This is a genomic window from Sphingomonas xinjiangensis, from assembly GCF_014199255.1.
Taxonomy (GTDB): Bacteria; Pseudomonadota; Alphaproteobacteria; order Sphingomonadales; family Sphingomonadaceae; genus Sphingomonas; species Sphingomonas xinjiangensis.
The window spans coordinates 40276-59150 of the sequence record NZ_JACIJF010000003.1 but is presented as its reverse complement, the minus strand read 5'-3'; the positions used below and the strand labels follow the sequence as shown (position 1 = coordinate 59150).

General features: G+C 65.3%; 23 protein-coding genes and 1 pseudogene. 12 read left to right on the top strand and 12 right to left on the bottom strand.

Translation table 11 applies throughout. The features are described 5' to 3' along the window. Positions 1-3: 3 nt before the first annotated feature. From FHT02_RS05970 to FHT02_RS05945, 6 genes are read right to left on the bottom strand one after another with little or no spacing between them, the layout of a single operon-like run. Positions 4-468 carry an SRPBCC family protein gene (locus tag FHT02_RS05970; protein ID WP_184085557.1) on the bottom strand — a complete coding sequence of 155 codons (465 nt, stop codon included), beginning with the start codon at positions 466-468 and terminating at the stop codon, positions 4-6. Positions 469-471: 3 nt separating this feature from the next. Beyond that, entirely contained in the window at positions 472-1248 is a 777-nt protein-coding gene (locus FHT02_RS05965) for a VOC family protein (RefSeq protein ID WP_184085555.1), read from the bottom strand. Then, complete coding sequence (locus FHT02_RS05960; RefSeq protein ID WP_184085553.1) at positions 1245-1610, bottom strand: DUF1428 domain-containing protein; 366 nt, start codon at positions 1608-1610, stop codon at positions 1245-1247. The genes FHT02_RS05965 and FHT02_RS05960 overlap by 4 nt, the downstream gene beginning before the upstream one ends. A 13-nt stretch (positions 1611-1623) precedes the next feature. Next, a complete protein-coding gene (locus FHT02_RS05955) occupies positions 1624-2295 on the bottom strand; it encodes a glutathione S-transferase family protein (protein ID WP_184085551.1) in 672 nt (223 codons plus the stop codon). An 11-nt stretch (positions 2296-2306) separates the two neighbouring features. Beyond that, the gene (locus FHT02_RS05950; RefSeq protein WP_184085549.1) at positions 2307-2789 is read right to left on the bottom strand and encodes a VOC family protein; all 483 of its coding nucleotides are present in this window, start codon (positions 2787-2789) and stop codon (positions 2307-2309) included. A gap of 3 nt (positions 2790-2792) precedes the next feature. Next, the gene (locus FHT02_RS05945; protein WP_184085547.1) at positions 2793-3230 is read right to left on the bottom strand and encodes a VOC family protein; all 438 of its coding nucleotides are present in this window, start codon (positions 3228-3230) and stop codon (positions 2793-2795) included. Between the two features lie 56 nt (positions 3231-3286). Between FHT02_RS05945 and FHT02_RS05940 the strand changes: the two genes are divergently transcribed. From FHT02_RS05940 to FHT02_RS05895, 11 genes and pseudogenes are all read left to right on the top strand, one after another. Further along, positions 3287-4006, top strand: a complete 720-nt coding sequence (locus tag FHT02_RS05940) for a winged helix-turn-helix transcriptional regulator (RefSeq protein WP_184085545.1) — start codon at positions 3287-3289, stop codon at positions 4004-4006. Between the two features lie 75 nt (positions 4007-4081). After that, positions 4082-5086, top strand: coding sequence for a cobaltochelatase subunit CobS (cobS, locus tag FHT02_RS05935; protein ID WP_184085543.1), 1005 nt, complete (start codon positions 4082-4084; stop codon positions 5084-5086). A gap of 49 nt (positions 5087-5135) precedes the next feature. Further along, complete coding sequence (locus FHT02_RS05930) at positions 5136-5402, top strand: type II toxin-antitoxin system Phd/YefM family antitoxin (protein ID WP_184085541.1); 267 nt, start codon at positions 5136-5138, stop codon at positions 5400-5402. A gap of 4 nt (positions 5403-5406) precedes the next feature. Next, positions 5407-5793 (top strand): type II toxin-antitoxin system VapC family toxin, encoded by a 387-nt coding sequence (locus FHT02_RS05925; protein WP_343056844.1) that lies wholly within the window; start codon positions 5407-5409, stop codon positions 5791-5793. Continuing rightward, the gene (gene cobT / locus FHT02_RS05920) at positions 5794-7620 is read left to right on the top strand and encodes a cobaltochelatase subunit CobT (protein WP_184085539.1); all 1827 of its coding nucleotides are present in this window, start codon (positions 5794-5796) and stop codon (positions 7618-7620) included. Beyond that, the gene (locus tag FHT02_RS05915) at positions 7617-7862 is read left to right on the top strand and encodes a ribbon-helix-helix domain-containing protein (protein WP_184085537.1); all 246 of its coding nucleotides are present in this window, start codon (positions 7617-7619) and stop codon (positions 7860-7862) included. Before cobT ends, FHT02_RS05915 begins: the two co-directional genes overlap by 4 nt. 105 nt (positions 7863-7967) lie before the next feature. Next, positions 7968-8465 (top strand): annotated as a pseudogene (locus FHT02_RS22200) (TonB-dependent receptor plug domain-containing protein); the annotation flags it as partial. Between the two features lie 153 nt (positions 8466-8618). Then, positions 8619-10409, top strand: a complete 1791-nt coding sequence (locus tag FHT02_RS05910; protein ID WP_425506420.1) for a TonB-dependent receptor — start codon at positions 8619-8621, stop codon at positions 10407-10409. Between the two features lie 90 nt (positions 10410-10499). Continuing rightward, the gene (locus FHT02_RS05905) at positions 10500-11183 is read left to right on the top strand and encodes a Fe2+-dependent dioxygenase (protein WP_184085533.1); all 684 of its coding nucleotides are present in this window, start codon (positions 10500-10502) and stop codon (positions 11181-11183) included. A gap of 184 nt (positions 11184-11367) precedes the next feature. After that, a complete protein-coding gene (locus FHT02_RS05900) occupies positions 11368-11793 on the top strand; it encodes a hypothetical protein (protein WP_184085531.1) in 426 nt (141 codons plus the stop codon). A gap of 67 nt (positions 11794-11860) precedes the next feature. Then, entirely contained in the window at positions 11861-12535 is a 675-nt protein-coding gene (locus FHT02_RS05895; protein ID WP_184085530.1) for a hypothetical protein, read from the top strand. A 29-nt stretch (positions 12536-12564) separates the two neighbouring features. Here FHT02_RS05895 and FHT02_RS05890 read toward each other — a convergent pair whose 3' ends face one another. Further along, positions 12565-12774: a DUF4287 domain-containing protein gene (locus FHT02_RS05890; protein WP_184085529.1), complete on the bottom strand. Its 210-nt coding sequence runs from the start codon at positions 12772-12774 to the stop codon at positions 12565-12567. 679 nt (positions 12775-13453) lie between these two features. Here FHT02_RS05890 and FHT02_RS05885 point away from each other — a divergent pair. Further along, complete coding sequence (locus FHT02_RS05885) at positions 13454-14875, top strand: radical SAM/SPASM domain-containing protein (protein WP_184085528.1); 1422 nt, start codon at positions 13454-13456, stop codon at positions 14873-14875. A 216-nt stretch (positions 14876-15091) separates the two neighbouring features. Here FHT02_RS05885 and FHT02_RS05880 read toward each other — a convergent pair whose 3' ends face one another. From FHT02_RS05880 to FHT02_RS05860, 5 genes are all read right to left on the bottom strand, one after another. After that, positions 15092-15520, bottom strand: a complete 429-nt coding sequence (locus FHT02_RS05880; protein WP_184085527.1) for a hypothetical protein — start codon at positions 15518-15520, stop codon at positions 15092-15094. Between the two features lie 188 nt (positions 15521-15708). Continuing rightward, positions 15709-16659 (bottom strand): FAD:protein FMN transferase, encoded by a 951-nt coding sequence (locus tag FHT02_RS05875; RefSeq protein ID WP_184086236.1) that lies wholly within the window; start codon positions 16657-16659, stop codon positions 15709-15711. Between the two features lie 98 nt (positions 16660-16757). Continuing rightward, complete coding sequence (locus FHT02_RS05870) at positions 16758-17642, bottom strand: DUF4198 domain-containing protein (protein WP_184085526.1); 885 nt, start codon at positions 17640-17642, stop codon at positions 16758-16760. A 17-nt stretch (positions 17643-17659) separates the two neighbouring features. After that, positions 17660-18184, bottom strand: a complete 525-nt coding sequence (locus FHT02_RS05865) for a DUF2271 domain-containing protein (protein WP_184085525.1) — start codon at positions 18182-18184, stop codon at positions 17660-17662. 13 nt (positions 18185-18197) lie between these two features. After that, entirely contained in the window at positions 18198-18839 is a 642-nt protein-coding gene (locus FHT02_RS05860) for a PepSY-associated TM helix domain-containing protein (RefSeq protein ID WP_184085522.1), read from the bottom strand. Between the last annotated feature and the right edge of the window lie 36 nt (positions 18840-18875).

The window sequence follows — 18875 nt, the reverse complement described above, 5'->3', positions numbered from 1 at the left end:
GGATCAGAGGGCGGCGATGCGCCTGGCGACTGCCTCCCACTGTTCCGCCACCTTGCCCCAACCGTCGGCAAATCCCATCGCCTCATGCTGCGCCTTTGCGTCGGCGGTCCAGTGCCGGGCGGCACCTCGATAGCGGGTGCGCCCGCCTTCGGGCTCGAATTCGAAGATACCCACCATGAACGGGCCAGCCGGCTTCCAGCCTTGGCTGAAGGCATCGGTGAAGACGATGCGCCGCTGCGGCACGACTTCCAGATACACGCCCTCGTTCGGCATCACTTCGCCCTCCGGGCCGTACATCGTCACTGCCGATCGCCCGCCTGCCCGCAGGTCCATCGCAATCACTTCGGCGCGCCACGGCGTGGGGCAGAACCATTCGCCGAGATGATCGGTATAGGCGCGCCATACTGCGTCAACCGGTGCATCGATGATCCGCTCGATCATCAGTTCGTGGAAGTTCGTGTCCGCCATGTCTCAGCTCCTCGTGCCGACCAGCCCGAAGCGGGCGCCTTGCGGATCGCTGGCGACCACGATCCATTCGCCGCCTGGAACCTCCATCGGTCCCATATGGACGGCGCCGCGTGCTTCTTCGACACGAGCATGGGCTGCATCGATGCCGGTGATGCGGAAGTAGAATTGCCAGCCCGACCGTTCTCCCGGCGGCGTGCGCATCATGGCGCCGATCTGCACGCCTTGGTGCGCGACGAAGCTGTATGCGCCCATGTCGCCCATCGGCATTGCTCCGTCGGGGGTCCAGCCGAACTGGTCGGCGTAGAAGACCAGTGCGGCATGGTCGTCGGGAGTCATCAGTTCGTGCCAGGCGCAACGGCCCACTGCCTTGGGATCAAAGGCGTGGCTTGGTTCGGGGCTGGCGCCGCGCATCAGGTGGAAGCTGATGCCTTGCGGATCGGAGACCAGCGCGGTGCGGCCTACCCCTTCGAGCGTAGTGGGGGGATCCAGGACCTTGCCACCGGCGGCCACTATCTGGTCGACGCAGAAATCGACGTCGTTCACGCCGATATAGACGCCCCAGCCGGGCGCGAAAGCCGAGCTCTTCCCTGAGGTCGTTACGCCTCCGACCCCCTGGCCATCAGGCGCGGTCAGGATGCAATAGTCCTCCGGGCTGGTCAGCGCCGCCCCGCCGAATCCGGCCGCGCTCCAGCCGACGACATGGGTGTAGAACGCCGCGGCCGCTTGCGGATCGGACGTCGTGAGTTCGTACCAGATCGGGGTGCCGTGCGGGTTGCTCATGCCACTTCTCCACCGGCACGGCGATGGACGACCGGTTCGAAACCGCCCCAGAAATTGCGCTTGCCGTCAAAGGGCATGTCCGCGGGCGGCGCCATTCGCGGGTCTGCCATCACCTTTTCCCAGCCGGCATCGCGCGTCGCCTTGTCGGGCCAGATGATCCACGAAAATACCGGCGTTTCGCCGTCTTCGGCCTTCAGGGCGCGGTAAAAGTCAGTGACTTCACCACGCGGCACGTCTTGGCCAAAGCCCTCCATTACCTCGAGCGCGCCATGTTCGATGAAGATCGGGGCGCAGCGTTCGGCCATCTCGATATAGCCTTGCCGGTCGCGGGCCGGCACCAGAAATCCGTCAAAATAGGGCATGTCGGTTCCTCCTTCAGGCTGCAATGGGTGCTTCGTCGCGGAAGTCGGTCAGCTGCGCGGCCACGGCGGCGGCAAAGCCGGGCCGGTCGAGACAGCGGCGCTGATACGCGGCGAGATTGGTGTGTTCGGCCACAAGATCGGTGGAATCGAGCATGCGCAGCGACGACGCCATGATCAGGTCGCCGGCGGTGAAGGCCCCTTCCAGGAAGTCGCGGGTGCCCAGCGCATCGGACAGATAGCTCAGCCGTGTCCGGATCGCCACGATCAGACTGGGGCGGCGCAGCGCCGCCCATTCCTCATCCCGGGCGAAGACGTCCACCATCGCCAACTCCATCAGCATCGGTTCCACACTGTTGAGCGCGGCGACCAGCCAGGCGGTGGCGCGCGCGCGCGCGGCAGTGTCACCGGGCAACAGCGCGGCGCAGTCCTGCCCGATATGCAACACGATCGCGCCGGATTCGAACAACTGCACCTGCGCGTCGCGATAGGCCGGGACCTGACCGAAAGGCTGTTCGGCGAAATAGGCCTGGGGCCGCTCCTCGGCGCTGATCAGGCGAGTGCGATAGGGCCGCCCGGCCTCTTCCAGCGCCCAGCGCACGCGGAAATCGCGCACATAGCTGCGGACGAAATCGGGCACCCAGTCGAAGGCGGTGACTTCAATGTCGCTTGCGGGATCCACAGGCATGGCTTCTCTCCTCAGCTGGCGTTGGCGGCGCGTTCCAGTGTGGCGATGTCGATCTTGCGCATCCCCATCATCGCCTGCATCGCGCGGCGGGCACGCTGCGGGTCGGGATCGGTGTTGAGTTCCATCAGCCGGCGCGGCGTGACTTGCCAGGTCAGGCCCCAGCGGTCCTTGCACCAGCCGCACATGCTCTCCGCGCCGCCATCGGCGGTCAGGGCATTCCACAGACGGTCGGTCTCCGCCTGATCCTCGGCCAGGATCTGGAGCGATACCGCTTCGGTGAAACGGAACTCCGGGCCGCCGTTCAGCGCCATGTAGGGCTGGCCTGCAAGGGTGAACTCGACCACCAGCACGCTGCCCTTTGGCCCGACGGGCGTGTCGGTGAGCGCATGCACCACCCGGTCGATCCGGCTGTCGGGGAACAGCGACACGTAGAAGCGCGCCGCCGCCTCCGCATCGCCATGATACCAGAGGGATGGTCTGATCTTGCCCGACATGACTCAGGCCGCCTGGGGTTCGGCGGACATCGCCGCCATAGCGGCTTCCATGTCCATGAAGAACGGGCCGAAGCTGTGGCCGTCGAGATCCTCGAACGAACGGCCATACATGTAGCCGTGGTCGTCCGGTTCGTTGACGTCGCCCTTGCTCCCCGCAGCCACCGCACGCTCCACCACGGCGTCGACCGCCTCGCGGCTGTCGAAGGAAAGGCAGAGGATCATCTCGCTGACCTTTGACGTGTCGGCGATCGCCTTGTGCGGCATGAAGCTGTCATAGAGTTGGTGGCTGAGCAGCATGACGCTGATCGTGTCGGACCACGTCATCGCCGAGCCTTGATCGTTGCTCAGGCGCTCGTCCTTGGTGAACCCGATCGCGGTGTAAAACGCAGTCGCCCGAGCCACATCCGCCACCGGCAGATTCACGAAGAGCATCTTCGGCATCATCCTCTCCCTTTTGGAAACGCTGTGTTCGCGAATCGTCTTGTTGCACTGGATGCATGCTGTGGTTACAAAAAACAACTGAGGAGTTAGAAAAAATAACCAAGGTCGATTTCAACAAGGCGCGCCGTTGGTACCAGGACGCGTGCGGAACTGCGCTGGCGATGGATCTGATCGGTGAGCGCTGGTCGCTGCTGATCGTTCGCGAGCTGCTGCTGGGCCCGCGCCGCTTCGGCGAGATACGCGGCGCGCTGACGGGGTTGAGCGCAAACATCCTCACCCAGCGGCTGGAAGGGCTGGAAAAGGGCGGGGTGCTCCGCCGCGAAACGCTGCCGCCACCGGTCAGCGCGCAGGTCTATGCGCTGACGGCATGGGGGCGCGCGCTGGAGACGCCGATCTTCGCGCTGAGCCGCTGGGCGGCAGGATCCCCGGCGCACGACGTGACCATGCCGCTGAGCAACACCGCCTTCATGCTGTCGCTGCGCACGATGATGGACCCGCAGGCATCCGCGACCCTGTCGGTCGATCTTGGCTTCCGCATCGGCGGCGACGAGTTTCGCGGCCTGATTGCCGATGGTCAGCTGGCGGTGCGGCGTGCCCCGTGCGTCGGGGCGGAACTGGGGTTCGAGGGCGAGCCCTCACCCCTGGCGGCGGTGTTCTACGGCCCCGCGCCGCTTGCCGATTCGCAGGCGGCGGGGAAGGTAGAGGTCACCGGCGATCTTGCCGTGGCGCAGCAATTCGTGGACCTTTTCCGGCTTCCAGCGTTCCCCCGTGACTGAACCCATGCCTATCTGTTGCGGTGCACGCCACCAAGCCTTAGGCGGAGCCGAACCCCTTGTGACCGGATTGCATTGATGGCCGATCTTCCCAACGCCCAGCCCGACAGCCGGGAAACCACCATTCTCCAGGCGCCCGACAAGACCGCGAGCGTGCGCGACCTGTTCGGCATCGACATCGACATGGAAGTGCCCGCGTTCAGCGAGGCCGACGAGCGCGTCCCCGATCTGGACCCCGCTTATGTGTTCGATGGCGACACCACGCTCGCGATCCTGGCGGGCTTCGCGCACAATCGCCGGGTGATGATCCAGGGCTATCACGGCACCGGCAAGTCGTCGCACATCGAACAGGTCGCGGCACGGCTGAACTGGCCGTGCATCCGCATCAACCTGGACGCGCATATCAGCCGCATCGACCTGATCGGCCGCGACGCGATCGTGCTGAAGGACGGCCAGCAGGTCACTGAATTCCGCGAAGGCCTGCTCCCCTGGGCATTGCAGACGCCGACGGCTTTGGTGTTCGACGAATATGACGCAGGCCGCCCCGACGTGATGTTCGTCATCCAGCGCGTGCTGGAGACCGAGGGCAAGCTGACCCTGCTCGACCAGAACCGCGTGATCCGCCCGAACCCGTATTTCCGCCTGTTCGCCACCGCCAACACGGTGGGCCTGGGGGACACCAGCGGGCTGTATCACGGCACCCAGCAGATCAACCAGGGCCAGATGGACCGCTGGAACGTGGTGGTCACGCTCAACTACCTCCCCGCCGCGACCGAGGCGCGGATCGTGCTTGCCAAGTCGGGCGACTATGACAAGCCCGGCGGCAAGGAGCTGGTGGAGAACATGGTGCGGGTAGCCGAGCTGACTCGCCGCGGCTTCATCAACGGCGACATTTCCACGGTGATGAGCCCGCGCACCGTGATCACCTGGGCGCAGAATGCCGACATCTTCAAGGATGTCGGCTTCGCGTTCCGCCTGTCGTTCCTCAACAAATGCGACGAGGCCGAGCGCGCGCAGGTGGCCGAATATTATCAGCGCGTGTTCGGCAAGGACCTGCCCGAGAGCGTGGTGGGCAAGGCTTGAGATCGATCCAGGGGTGGACTAACTTAACCTAGTCCACCTGGAGGTGACCATGGCAGAGGCCGACCCGCAAAAGACGTTCAACGTCCACGACGCCAAAACGCAGCTTTCCAAGCTGATGGACCGTGCGCATGCCGGCGAGGAGATCGTGCTCGCCAAGGCGGGAGAGCCCTGGGCAAAGCTGGTGCCGCTTACGCCACCCCAGGCGCTGCCTCCGCGCACGCCGGGACGGTATAAGGGGCTGATCGGAGACATACCGGATTCGGTATGGTTCGAACCCTTCTACTCCGACGAGGAACTCGATCGGTTCGGGCTCTGACGGGGTGCGCTATCTTCTCGATACGCACACCTTGATCTGGTGGTGGGATCAGACCGATCGTCTTTCCCCGAATGTGATTGCGGTGCTTCAGTCCCGGGAGAGCGACGTGTTCGTGAGCGCGGCCACTGCCTGGGAACTTGGAACCAAGTTTCGCTTTGGAAAGCTGCCGACCTTGGGTGCACGCATCGAGACTTATGGCCAGAGCCTTGTGGAAGATGGGTTCAAACCGCTCGATGTGCGGCCGGACCATGGCTTGCGCGGCGGTCTGTTGGGCGGCGATCACCGGGACCCGTTCGACCGCTTGCTCGCAGCGCAGGCGCTGGTGGAAGATCTGACGGTACTCACGCGCGACCCGGAAATCGGTCGATTTGGTTGCAAGGTGTTCTGGTAAATGGCTGCCGACTCTCCGATTGAACAATTCCGCGCCGTGCTGGGCGGCACTGCGCGCGCGCTTTCGGGCGAGGCGGAAGCGGAGCTGAGCTTTACCGCCGATCCGCCGCGTCAGGACGGACGCAGCATCAAGGTACCGATGCCGCCGCGCGGGCTTCCGGCCGAGCAGGTGGCCGAGGCGCGCGGTTTCGCCGACAGCTTTGCGCTGCGCATGCGACATCACGACAATGCCGTGCATTTGCGCAGTTCGCCCGCCGAGCCGGTGGCGCGCGCGGTGTTCGACGCAGTGGAGACGGCGCGGATCGAGGCGCTGGGCGGGCGCGGTTACGCCGGCATTGCCGACAATCTCGACCATGCGCTGGCCGTTCGCCTGCGCTCCGACCCGATTGCGCGCGCGCGCAACCGAGAGGAAGTGCCGCTGTCCACCGCGCTGGGGCTGATGGTGCGCGAGCGGCTGACCGGGCGCGAGGCGCCGGCCAGCGCGGCGATGGGCCTGGCGCTGATCCGAGACTGGGTGGAGAAAAAGGCCGGCGGCGATCTGGACGCGCTCACGCTCGCCGTCGACGACCAGCGCGCTTATGCCGCGCTTGCCACCAAGTTGCTCCAGGAACTGGAACTGATCGAAGGCGAAGTGCTGCCCGACGAAGCCGATGAGGGCGGCGAGGAAGACGAAGGCAGCGACGACCAGGAACAGCCCGGCGAGGAAGAGGGCGACAGCCAGTCCGAGCAAGGCGAGGGCGACGTCGAGGCGCGCGGCGAGCAGCGCGAGTCCGACGAAACCGAGGATGGCGAGCAGCAGCAATCCGAGGCGACGGACGACGGCGACGCCGAGCCGGGCGACGAAGGCGAGGAGGGCATGGTGCCCAATCGCCCCAACCGCCCACACAGCGACCTGCCGCCGCAGTTCGACTATCGGCCCTATACCACGCAATTCGACGAAGTGATCGCCGCGACCGACCTGTGCGATGCCGAAGAGCTCGACCGGCTGCGCTCCTATCTCGATCAGCAGCTGGTGCATCTGCAAGGCGCGGTGACCAAGCTGGCCAATCGGCTCCAACGGAGGCTGATGGCGCAGCAGTCGCGCAGCTGGGACTTCGATCAGGACGAGGGCATGCTCGACGCCGCCCGGCTGGCGCGGGTGGTGGTGAACCCCACGCAATCGCTCAGCTACAAGATCGAGCGCGATACCGAGTTCAAGGACACGGTGGTCACGCTGCTGATCGACAATTCGGGATCGATGCGCGGGCGGCCCATCTCGATCGCAGCGATCAGCGCCGACATCATGGCGCGCACGCTGGAGCGGGTAGGGGTGAAGACCGAAGTGCTGGGCTTCACCACCCGTGCCTGGAAGGGCGGGCAATCGCGCGAAAAGTGGCTGGCCGAGGGGCGGCCCGCGCAGCCCGGGCGCCTGAACGATGTGCGGCACATCGTCTATAAGCAGGCCGACGAACCCTGGCGGCGGGCCAAGCGCAGCCTGGGTCTGATGATGCGCGAAGGGCTGCTGAAGGAAAATATCGACGGTGAGGCGCTGCTGTGGGCGCACAGCCGGCTGATTGCGCGGCCCGAGGATCGCAAGATCCTGATGGTGATCTCCGACGGTGCGCCCGTGGACGATTCCACGCTGTCGGTGAATTCGGGATCGTATCTGGAACGGCATCTGCGCCAGGTGATCGGCTGGATCGAGGCGCGCTCGCCGGTCAGCCTGGTGGCAATCGGCATCGGCCATGACGTGACGCGTTATTATGGCCGCGCGGTGACGATCATGGATGCCGAGCAGCTGGCCGGAACGATGGTCGAGCAGCTGGCGTCGCTGTTCGACACCGAATGACACTGGAGCCGCCGCCGGGAGGCTTTCGCGGACCGGTCAAGCGGTCGATCACCATTGCCGGACACCAGACTTCGATCAGCCTGGAGCCCGTGTTCTGGCAGGCGCTGGAGGCGCAGGCCGCGGCGCGGGCGCTGCCGCTCAGCGCGCTGGTCGCGGCGATCGACCATGCCCGCATCACGAAGGACGACTCGCCCAATCTCGCCAGCGCGATCCGAACCTGGTTGTTCGTGGAGCGGCCATAACCGCACGCTGACAAAGATGCGATCTAGTCGCATTAGCATTGACTCTGCGAACGGGTCGCAATAATCGACTCTGCAATAGTTCGAAAAAAACAGAGGGGGAATTCTGTGCACCAACCTCGTCCTGCGGCGCGCGCCGGCGCGCCCGCATTCCTGGCGCTCGCCTGTGTCGGCTTTATCGCCAGCGCGCCTGCTCATGCCGCGGAGGATCCGGCCACCGACCAGAACCAGGCCGCTCGGGAGCAGAACCGCGAGGATGTGATCATCACCGGCGACGCCTATCAGCCGCACCAGGAGACGCCCAAGGCCACGCGTCCGGTCCGCGACACCCCGCAGACCATCACCGTGATCACCGCCGAGACGATCGAGCAGCAGAACCTGCTCACCCTGCGCGACATGCTTTCGACGGTGCCGGGCATCACCTTTGGCGCCGCCGAGGGCGGCACCCCGCCGAGCGACCAGATCAATTTCCGCGGCTTTTCGGCTTCCAGCGACATCACCCAGGACGGGGTGCGCGACAGCGCCGCCTATAGCCGCTCGGACTCGTTCAACCTGGAACAGCTCGAAATCGTCAACGGTGCCAATTCGGTGCAGAATGGCGCGGGCTCGGCGGGCGGATCGATCAACATCGTCACCAAGCGTCCGCTTGCCGAGCACCGCGTCGTCGTCACCGGCGGCGTCGGCACGCCCGATTATTATCGCGGCACGATCGACGCGAACCTGCGCGCCAGTGAGCTGATCGCCGTGCGCCTGAACGCGATGGTTCACCGCAACGACATTCCCGGGCGCGACATCGAGTATAACAAGCGCTGGGGCGTGGCACCTTCGGTCGCGATCGGGATCGAGGGGCCGACCAGGGTGACGTTGCAATATCTCCACCAGGAGGACCGCAACGTGCCGCAATACGGGATCCCCTACTTCCAGAACGACGTGTATGACGGCCTGATCCCGGGAGTCGATCGCGAGAATTACTACGGCTATCGCAACGTCGACCGGCAGGACATCGATGTCGATCAGGCAACGATGATCTTTGACCACGAAATCAGCGACACGGTGTCGGTGCGCAACCTCGCGCGCTGGCAGCAGGTCAGCCAGCTGACCACCGTCGGGCCGCCCCAGGGCACCTACTGCCTCGACAACAACCGCACGCCCAGCGGCGGCAGCTGCGTCGTCGACCTCGATACCCGTACCGGCCCTGGCCAGGTGCTCAACATCACCGTGCCCGCCGGCTATTATCTGATCGGCGGCCCGCGCGGAAACCTGCGCAATTCCAGGAACGAGCTGATGTATGACCAGCTCGATCTGCGCGCGACGTTCAACACCGGCGCGATCGAGCACACCGCGACGCTCGGCGGATCGGTAAGCTGGGAAAAGTACACGCTGCGCACCGGCAACGCGCTACGCGACGCAGCAGGGGGCAACCCTTATGCCTTCAACCCCGCCGCGCCCAACGCCAACCAGCACTACCCCTTTATCAACATCGCCAATCCATATGACGTGGTGCAGGGCCCCGCGCTGCCCGGCGCGGTGTATGGCAGCAACACCTATACCGGCCCGGTCAATTACACTTATACCGGCCGTCAGACCGGCGAAGTCACCAACTACGCGCTTTACCTGTTCGACACGATGCGCCTGGGCAAGGTCGAGCTGAACGGCGGCGTCCGCTGGGAAAGCAACCACGGCTCCAGCCTGAGCGCCCCCACCGCCACCCGCCTGTACAACGACAACGACCTGTTCTCGTACCGCGTCGGCCTGGTCTACAAGCCAGTCGAAGCGGTCAGCCTCTATGCGGCGTACGGCAATTCCAAAACGCCGTCGCAGTCTTCGGTCAACGGATCGTGCACCGTGGCGGGCGAGAATGGCGCTACCACCACTACCTGCGTCACCACGCCCGAAAGCGCCAAGAACTACGAGCTTGGCGCCAAGGCCGAGCTGGCGAACGGCCGCTTGCTGCTCACCGCTTCTGTGTTCCGCAACGAACGCGACAGCTACCGCGTCGCTTCCAACGAACCCGGCATCCCCGACCAGCAGATGGACGGCCATTCGCGCGTCGATGGCATCGCGATCGGCGCGGTCGGCCGGATCACCAACGCCTGGTCGATCACCGCCAACTACACCTATCTCGACGGCAAGCTGATCCAGTCGGTGTCCAATTTCTGCCTGAACAATCCCGGCGCGGCGAACTGTGGCAACAGCGTTGCCTTCCCTGATCCGGGTGCCGGCGCCCGGCTCGCGAACACGCCCGAACATTCCGGCAGCCTGTTCACCACCTACAAGCTGCCGTTCGGGTTGAGCATCGGCTATGGGCTCACCTATCAGGGAGCCATCGCGCTTAGCCTGCCAACGGCCGCGACGCGGGGCGTGGCGCAGGCGGACGATTACCTCGTCCACAACGCCTACCTCGCCTACGACATATCCAAGACCCTGTCGGCACAGCTCAACGTCAAGAACTTCACCGATGAGCTCTACTTCACGCGCATCCGCCAGAATGGCTGGGCGACGCCGGGCGACGCGCGCGCGGCGGTGCTGACGATCAACTACCGCTTCTAACGGAGCGGCAAGGCGCGGGCGGAGGGTCTTCCCCAGGGGCCCTCCGCCCGTTTAGCCTTATGGTCACCCCGCCAACCAAGGCCAAAGCCCATGATGATCGCGATCCCCGACCTGCTCGACGCCGCCAAGCTCCAGCAGCTGCGCGCTTTGATCGATGCGGCCGAGTGGATCGACGGCAACGCGACTTCGGGCCACCAGTCCGCGCTCGCCAAGAAGAACGAGCAGCTGCCGGAAACCAGCCCCGCCCCGCAGCAAGCCGGAGCGATGGTGCTAGACGCGCTCGGCAAGTCGCCGCTGTTCTTTGCCGCCGCGCTGCCGCTCAAGGTGTTCCCACCGCTGTTCAACCGCTATGGCGAAGGCCAGACCTTCGGCACCCATGTCGACAATGCGATCCGCATCCAGCGCGGCACGGAGTTCCGCATCCGCAGCGACCTGTCGATGACCGTGTTTCTGGAGGATCCCGCCCAGTATGACGGGGGCGAACTGGTGGTGGAGGACCATTTCGGCGTCCAGCGGGTGAAGCTTCCCGCCGGCCACGCCGTGCTCTACCCGTCCTCCAGCCTCCACCATGTCACCCCGGTCACCCGCGGCACCCGCGTCGCGTCGTTCTTTTGGCTCCAGTCGATGATCCGCGACGACAGCGCGCGCCGCATCCTGTTCGACCTCGACCAGTCGGTGCAGCGCCTCACTGCCGAACTGGGCGGCGCCGACCGCTCCGTGATCGAGTTGACCGGCGTGTACCACAACCTCCTGCGCCGCTGGGCCGACGCGTAACCGGGCGTCGCGGCGACCACCGCGTCCATCCCCGCGTGCGCGCCTCAGCCCGTGGCGCGAGGCGCGCACGCGCCCACCACCGCCCTCGCTTGTGCGGTGGCATGGAGCGCCATAGGTTGGGGGACTCTGTTGGAGGAACGACGTGGTCCTTGCCGCCATATTTCTGATGCTCTGGGTGACACTCATGGCAGGCGCCAACTCCGAAACAGGCCGGATCATGCGCCAGGCGATGGTCGAGCTGCCCGCGCGCGCTGCAAATCGGATCACGCGGGTTCACGTCGCAATGGCGATCGTGGTGGCGATCGGCATCGCCATCAGCGGCGTCGCGGGAGAGAATGATCCGGCTCGCATGCTTGTGGTGCTCGCTCCGGATCTGGCGCTGTGGTTGACCAGCCTGGAGATCGGCGCATTGCTGGAGGTGGCCGCGGCAGCGGGTGCGGCGCTGGGTTCCATTGGCCGCCTCGATCTCGTGCGCCGTGGCGCTGGCTTCTTTTTGCGCGTGCGCAACCGTGGGGGGAGGGCTTCCCGGGCGCGGCGCAGCAAGCCACGTGCCCGGGTATCGCCGGCCAATGATGACGATGATCGTGCGACGGTCGCCGCCGCAGCTTGAGTGCCGTGCCCCTTGCTCCGCGGCGGCGTAGCTGGGAAGGGCGACCGTCCGAAACATCGAGGATCGAATGCGCACCCTGCTTGGAACGTCGCTTTGCATCGCGCTCATCGCCAGCCCCGTCGCGGCGCAGTCGGGCCGGCGTGGTACCACGGTAGCGGCTCCCACGCCGATGGACGCGCTGGCTGAAGCGGTCTTCGCGCTGACGCCGGCGAGTGGCGTCCGGGGCACGCCGACGCTGTCCGCGCTTCAAGCGACCAAGTCCCCGATCCACTGGCGCGCCGCCCAAACGCTAGAAGGTACCACCCGCACCGTCGGCACGCTCGCCGGCGCGCAGGTCACCGCGCCACGCGCCGACCCCGCGACGATGCTGACCTTCGATTGGCAAGGCGAGAGGGGCCAGCCGCTCGGCTTCGATCCGGTCGCGGCGTTCCGCAAGCGCGGCTTCCAGGTACAGGCGCTCTACTGCGCGTCGATGGTGTCGGAAGGCACCAACTATTTCCTCCTTTCCGCGCCCGGCAAACGCCCCGGCGTCCTGTCGGTCTATGCCTTCGACGCGCCGCTGGCGATTTCGTCGGTTGAGTGGTCGATCCGCTACCGGCTGGACGGCCATGTCCCGACGCTGGAAGAAGCCCAGGCCGAAGCCGATCTGGACGTGAGCACCGATTGTTCGACGCAGACCTTCAGCCCGGTCCGTCAGATCAGCCATGCCGCGGCCGTCGCCCTGATGCGAAAGCAAAGCTGAGCTTCCGCTAGCGCTGCGCCGCCTACCGCTCAGCCCTTCTCGGCAAGGGTATGCGCTACCACCGCGTGGGCATGGCCATGCCCCATGCCATGCTTGTCCTTGAGCATCGCGACCAACGCCATATGCTTGGCCGGCAAGTGCTCGCGCACGATCGCCTGCCATTCGGTTATCGGTCTACCGTACTTCTCCTCAATGGAAGGAAAGTAAGACGCGGGTCCCTTGACCGGTTCGTCAGTCATGTTCGGCTATGCTCCGACACTCTGCGATCTACGCATAGGCGCTTGCGTGCAGAGCCGCGGCAAGCGCTTCATGCCTGCCGTGAACTCCACAACCCCTTTACGATGTAGCCCACCGAAATTGAACCTTCGTTGATGTGGTTAGTGGACCGGCCGCTCTTGGGAGCCCGGTGCGCAAAAGGCTGCCGCTCTTATGCTGGTGGTAGCGAATGAGCGCCGTCGCCCATGTTGGGTCATCCAAGGGATCACGCCGACACCATAAAGCGGTCATTGTTCGGAGCGGGGGAAGCAGCAGGAACCGGGCCGGTTTCAGCGCCAATAATCGAAGGGTCCCGCACAGCACCGCCCGATGCTGCCCGCTGTGTTCGACATTGTTTCGCGACCTGAGGCGCGTGCCCGGCCTCACAGTTCTATACTGGAAGGAAGTGGTCATCGAGGGGTAGGTAAGTCATGAACAGCGGGACGATCTCGACCAAGAGCGGCTTCGGCATACCGTCAAATGCCCTGGTTCAGCAGTCCGGCGGATTCTCTGCGCTTCGCCTGCCGCAAACGACGGATAAACTTGTCTGAGAAGGGTGCAGCACGGCGGCAGCATCGATAAGCGCGCAGCGCTACGGAGGTAACCGACTCATCTACAACGATGTAGTTGGCTCCCCAAAATCAAAATACGCGGAGTATCACGTTGTTCATTCAGGAAGAGGCGATTGGAAGCGCGCAGGTGTCGATTGTTGATGGAGCGAGCGCCGCTCATCAAGCGATTGATCTGATGTTGAGTGTGATGTCGGATGGGCTGGATCACCCGGAACTTTGGTCACTGGTTCCCTCTATTCTAAGCGAAAATCCACTCGTTGTCGAAACGCTGCTTCAGCGATCATCGATGGAACCCAGCCCGCCGGTGCGGGTGCAGATGCAATTGCTTCTAGGACTTTGCACCGCCGCCGCGGGCGGTTCCCAGGACGCACTGAGTGCACTGATGCCCCTCTGTGCCACTGAAAGCCAGAACGTGCAGGTTCAAGGCGTGATCTTTCGTTTGGAAGGCCTGCTCGACCCAGGCAATTCAAAATACCAGCTTACTGGCAGGGTCTGTATGAACCCATTTATCGAGCTCGACGTGCTGGAGAACTCGACGCATCTCTGCTGTGCGAGTTGGCTCCCGACCTCGACCGGTGATCTGAGTTACGTTCCTTGGCAGGACGTGTGGAACGGTGACACTGCACAAGCGATCCGAGGGAGCATGCTCGATGGGTCCTACCGCTTCTGTAACAAGCGAACCTGCCCCTCGATCCAGAGCAGCCAGTTTCCCACGATTGAGGAACTCGAGGCAGATCCGAAGTGGAGCGAAATCATCAGGCCTCGGGCCACCACCATGCCCCGCGGTCCGGAGATGCTCAATCTCTCCTACGACCGCACTTGTAATCTTTCTTGCCCGAGCTGCCGAACCGAACGGTACGCTGCTGACGACGCAACGCGCGCGCGTTTTGACACGATGCAGGAGCGCCAGATCCTTCCGCTTCTCAAGAATGCTAAGACGGTGTTCGTCACCGGCTCGGGTGATCCGTTCGCGAGCAAGAACTTTCGGCGTTTGATGACCCAGCTAGACGCCGGCGGATATCCTGATCTCAAATTCATCATCATGACCAACGGCATGCTATTTACCCCTCGTCAGTGGGAGGCCTTTCCAAGCCTGCACCGCCGTGTTGAGTCGTTGCGGATCAGCCTGGACGCCGCGACCGGCCCTACTCACGAGCTGCTACGGCGGGGCGCACGTTGGTCCGTAATGGTGGAAAACCTCAGATTCGCCGGGCAACTGCTCGCGGAGGGGCTGATCGAGGACTTCAGCCTCAGTTTCACGGTTCAGCAAGAGAACTTCCGAGAGATGGGGGATGCGGTCGAGCTCGCACGTGAAGTAGGGGCCGCGGGCATCTATTTCGGGCAGATCACCAACTGGGGCACGTTCACGCCGGTCGAATACGAGCGTAAGGCGGTATTCGTTCCTGGCCACCGCGAGCATGAAGCCTTCCTTGAGGCTGCGCGCGATCCAAGGCTCCGGGACGATTTGGTCCTGCCAAGCGATCTTGCTGAGTTTTTGGAGCAGCGGGTTTGATTTAAGCGCACCCTCGTGTTGCGAAATGCCTAGCTGAAATGGGCCAAACACCGGCAGCTATCGGAACTTTCGCTCTGAAGCTGACCGTCTCGACATCACCCAAGGTCGGACCTTCAGCGGTACGAGCGGTCGGATAGAGCCTGATCACCCGGATGGTGCGTTAGCGAGACATCCGCTTTGCGACGCAAAGGCCCAGGCTCGGAACGGTGCTCGCTGCTACCCCCCGAAGGCAAACAGCGCCACCCGCCCTCTCACTACCACGATCAGAACATGTGCTACGTGGTGGCTGCCATCGCTCATCGGGCATGACAGCCCTCCTCTGATGGTGGATGCCCCACCTGCCGCGATCGAGGAGGGCGTCATCTCGCGAAGCAGGCTTCTGTCCGTCTCCTGCGGATCGAGCGCCAGCCCGCGGATCGCGCAGCGTTTCAGCTTCGGAAGAAGCAAATATTCTTCGGATCCCCCAAGCGGACCCAGATCCGGCCCGCCGCCCGCGACGGCATCATCCGTTCGCAATCTTCGGATCGTCTCGACATCGCCTGTGCGTACCGCCTCAAGAAAAACGCGCGCGACGTCCAGGGGTTTGGCGGCCGCGATGTCAATGGCAATGGCTCCAAAGAGCAACGCAGTGAATGACGCCAGCATCGATCTCCCCTTATGGTGACGCGTGTCGGACCGCCTATAGGAGTTTGCCGTCGCGCAAACGGGAAACTTCTACCCTGTACGAACGGCGGCTTTCGCGAGCATGGAAGACCAGGGCATGTCCGCGACTGGGGCGTTGGCTGCCATGCCCCGACAGGGCGCCTCCAGCCCGGGCCGATGCCGCGCTCGGCTCAACCCAGCATCGCCTCCAGCCGCGGGGAAAGCCGCTCCCCGTGCCTGCGCACCGCCATATGCACCGCCAGCCCTTCGCGCGCCGCCAACGCCATGCCGTTCGGCCCCAGCACGGTCAGCGCCGTCGCCCAGGCGTCGGCCAGCATGCAATTGGGGTGCAGCACCGTCACCGACGCCACGCCATTGGTCAGCGGGCGCCCGGTGCGGGGATCGAGCGTGTGGGCATAATCCTGCCCGGCATGGTGGAAGCTGCGGCGGTAATCGCCCGATGTCGCCACCGACAGGCCGTGCAGCGCCACTCGGATCGGCGTGGAGGCGACGCCCGGCGCGGGCTCCAGATCGACCCACCAGGGTTGCCCGTCGGGCTTGATGCCCTCGCCGCGCAACTCGCCGCCAATCTCGACCAGGAAGTCGGCGAGGCCCAGCCCGCGCAACCGCTCGGCGAGGGCATCGACGGCATGGCCCTTGGCAATGCCTGAAAAATCGAGCGCCGCGCGGGCCAGGCGGCGGGCACGGCGGCCATCCTGCTCGATTTGGCGGCGGCCCGAACCTGCCAGCGCTTCGGCGATCTCCGCCCCGCTCGGAACGCCGTCGCGCTTCCCGCCGGGGCCGAAACCCCATAGGTCGGCGAGCAGGCCCATGGCGGGATCGAAGGCTCCCTCGCTCGCCTCCGCTACCGCCAGCGCAGCGGCGAGGACGTGCGCGAAGGCGGGCGGGAGCGGCTGCCAGCGGCCGGGTTCGGAACGGTTGAACCGGCTGAGCGCGGACCCGGGCTCCCAATGGCTCATCTCGGCCACGATCCGCGCCAGCACCGCTTCGATTTCGGCTTTCAGCGCCAGGTCGTACACGTGCCGGTCACTCTGCACCGTTCCCGGGCGAAGGCCGGGGTTCAGATCGGGCGCGGCTGGAGCATCCGGCACAACCACGCGCACCGACCAGCGCGTGCCCATCGTCTCCCCCGCCAGCGTCACGATGCGCGCGTCCGCCTGTCGCCGGTGGAATGCCGCCGGCGACAGGCTGTCGGGGATGGCGATGCGCGGAGCCGCGTTCAGGGGGCGAGCACTTCCAGCGTCGTGGTGTAGCTCACCCGCGGGCCGCGCGGCATGGCGCCGCCCGTGCTTCCTGCGGGACGCTGGCCTGCGCCGGGGCTGCGGGCGCCGCCGGCACCCGGGCCCTCCCCGTCGATGCGCGGGGCGTTGGGGGTGACGTTGAGCCAATACATACCCGGCTCCGGCCAGGTGACCGACACCTTGCCCTGCGCATCGGTGCGCAGGTCCATCTGCTTGAGAGCATCGCGGTAGCGGCTGCCGCCGGGGATCGCGGTCACATACAGGTTCGCGCCGGGCTTGCCGTTGAGCAGAAACTGGAAGGTTGCCGCTTCCCCCGCGACCAGATCGTTGGGGTGCGTCACCGGAACCAGCTCCAGTCCCTTGCCGGTCGGCTTGAACACGGTGCCGGTCGGCGCGCCCTGCGTCACGAAAATCTCGTTGCGGGCGAAGCTCTCGCTGGTCTGTACATCGGTTGCGCCGGCGGGGATCGCCACCGCCAGCGTCGCGGTGGTGGTGCCGCGTGGCAGCATCTTGGTCTCGCCGTTCAGCTTGTAGCTGCCGAACACGCCCTGGTTGACTACGGCGACGCGATAGGTGCCCTGTTGGGTCAGGTGCACGTCGAAGGTCGCACGATAGCGACCGACGCTGTGGTTCTCGACCTTGCCTTCGCTGCCATCAGGCTGGGTGACGGCGGGCACCGCGCGCAGCGGCTGGTGGTCGAAATAGAACAGGTCGTTCGACACCGCTGCGTCGACGGTCACCCAATTGTCGGTGCCCGAAAGCGTGGTAGAGGACGGCAACAGCCACATACGATGGGCGAGCGCGGCCGGCGCCGCGATGGCCGCCACGGCGGCGGCCGCGATCAGGGGTTTGCGAAGATACATGGCGTAAGTCCTCCCGGTTAGCGCTTCAGCGTGAACGTGACGGTGCCCAGTTCGGTTGATCCCGCGCGGGTGCCGCTGGCGGCCTTGCCGTTCCAGCTGAAGGGGATGCGGACCATCTCGCGCCCGCCGACCTCGCGCGCGGCTTCGACGACCAGGGTATATTCGCCGGGGGTCAGCCGGGGCATGGCACCGCGCCCGGCGACCAGCTGAAGCTTCTGCGTGCCCGGGGCGCGGGTGGCGCCGCTGACACCGTCGGCGGGGAAGGTCATGCCGCGCCCGCTGGTGCGCCACCACTGGCGGATGTCGCGCAGCCATTTGGTGCCTTCGCCGCCGCGCTTGTCGACATCGTACCAGACCGACAGCGTGTGCGGCGTCGCACTCTGCTTCTCCAGCCACACCGCGACATAGGGCTTGTGATATTCGGCGACGCGCAGCCGGGGGATGTCGATCGACAGGTTGAGCGTCTGTGCGCCCGCCGCGGCGGGGAACAGGCTGCCTGCGCCGATCGCGGCGGCGGTCAGTCCGGTCAGGCGGATTTGCATGGCTGTGCCTCGCTCAATGGATGAGGAAGATCGCGACGAGCGCGGGGATCACGAGCCCCATGCCGACCAGCGGCCAGGTGCTCTTGCGGTGCTTGGAATGCATCTGGAGCAGCACCAGGCCGGTCAGCGTGAAGACGATGCAGGCGAACACGAAGATGTCGATGAACCACTTCCACGCCGTGCCGGCGTTGCGGCCCTTGTGGAGGTCGTTGAGGTAGGCGATCCAGCCGCGGCTGCTGCGCTCGCTGGTGACTGCGCCGGTGGCGCGGTCGATCGAGACCCAGGCGTCGCCGCCGGGGCGGGGCAGGGGCAGGTAGATCTCGTCCGCCGACCATTCCGCGGTGCCTTGCGCAGCCATGCCGAGCTTGGATTCGACATAGGCGCCGACTTGGGCCGGCAGCGGCTTCTTGGTGTCGGGCGCATCGTCGGTGGCAACTTGCGCCAACAATGGTGCGGGCAGCTGCGCCTTGCTCTCCACCGATTGCGGCGAACCCTCGATATCGGCGGCGTGGTTCAGCGTGAAGCCGGTCAGCGCGAACAGCAGCAGCCCGATCAGGCTGATCGCCGAGCTCATCCAATGCCAGGTGTGAAGCTGCTTCAGCCAAAAGCTTTTCCGGCTGCGCTTCCTGATGGCCGGGGCGGCGGGGGCGTGCATGAGTGGCCGCGATGCTCGGTCGTTTAGGTTATCCTT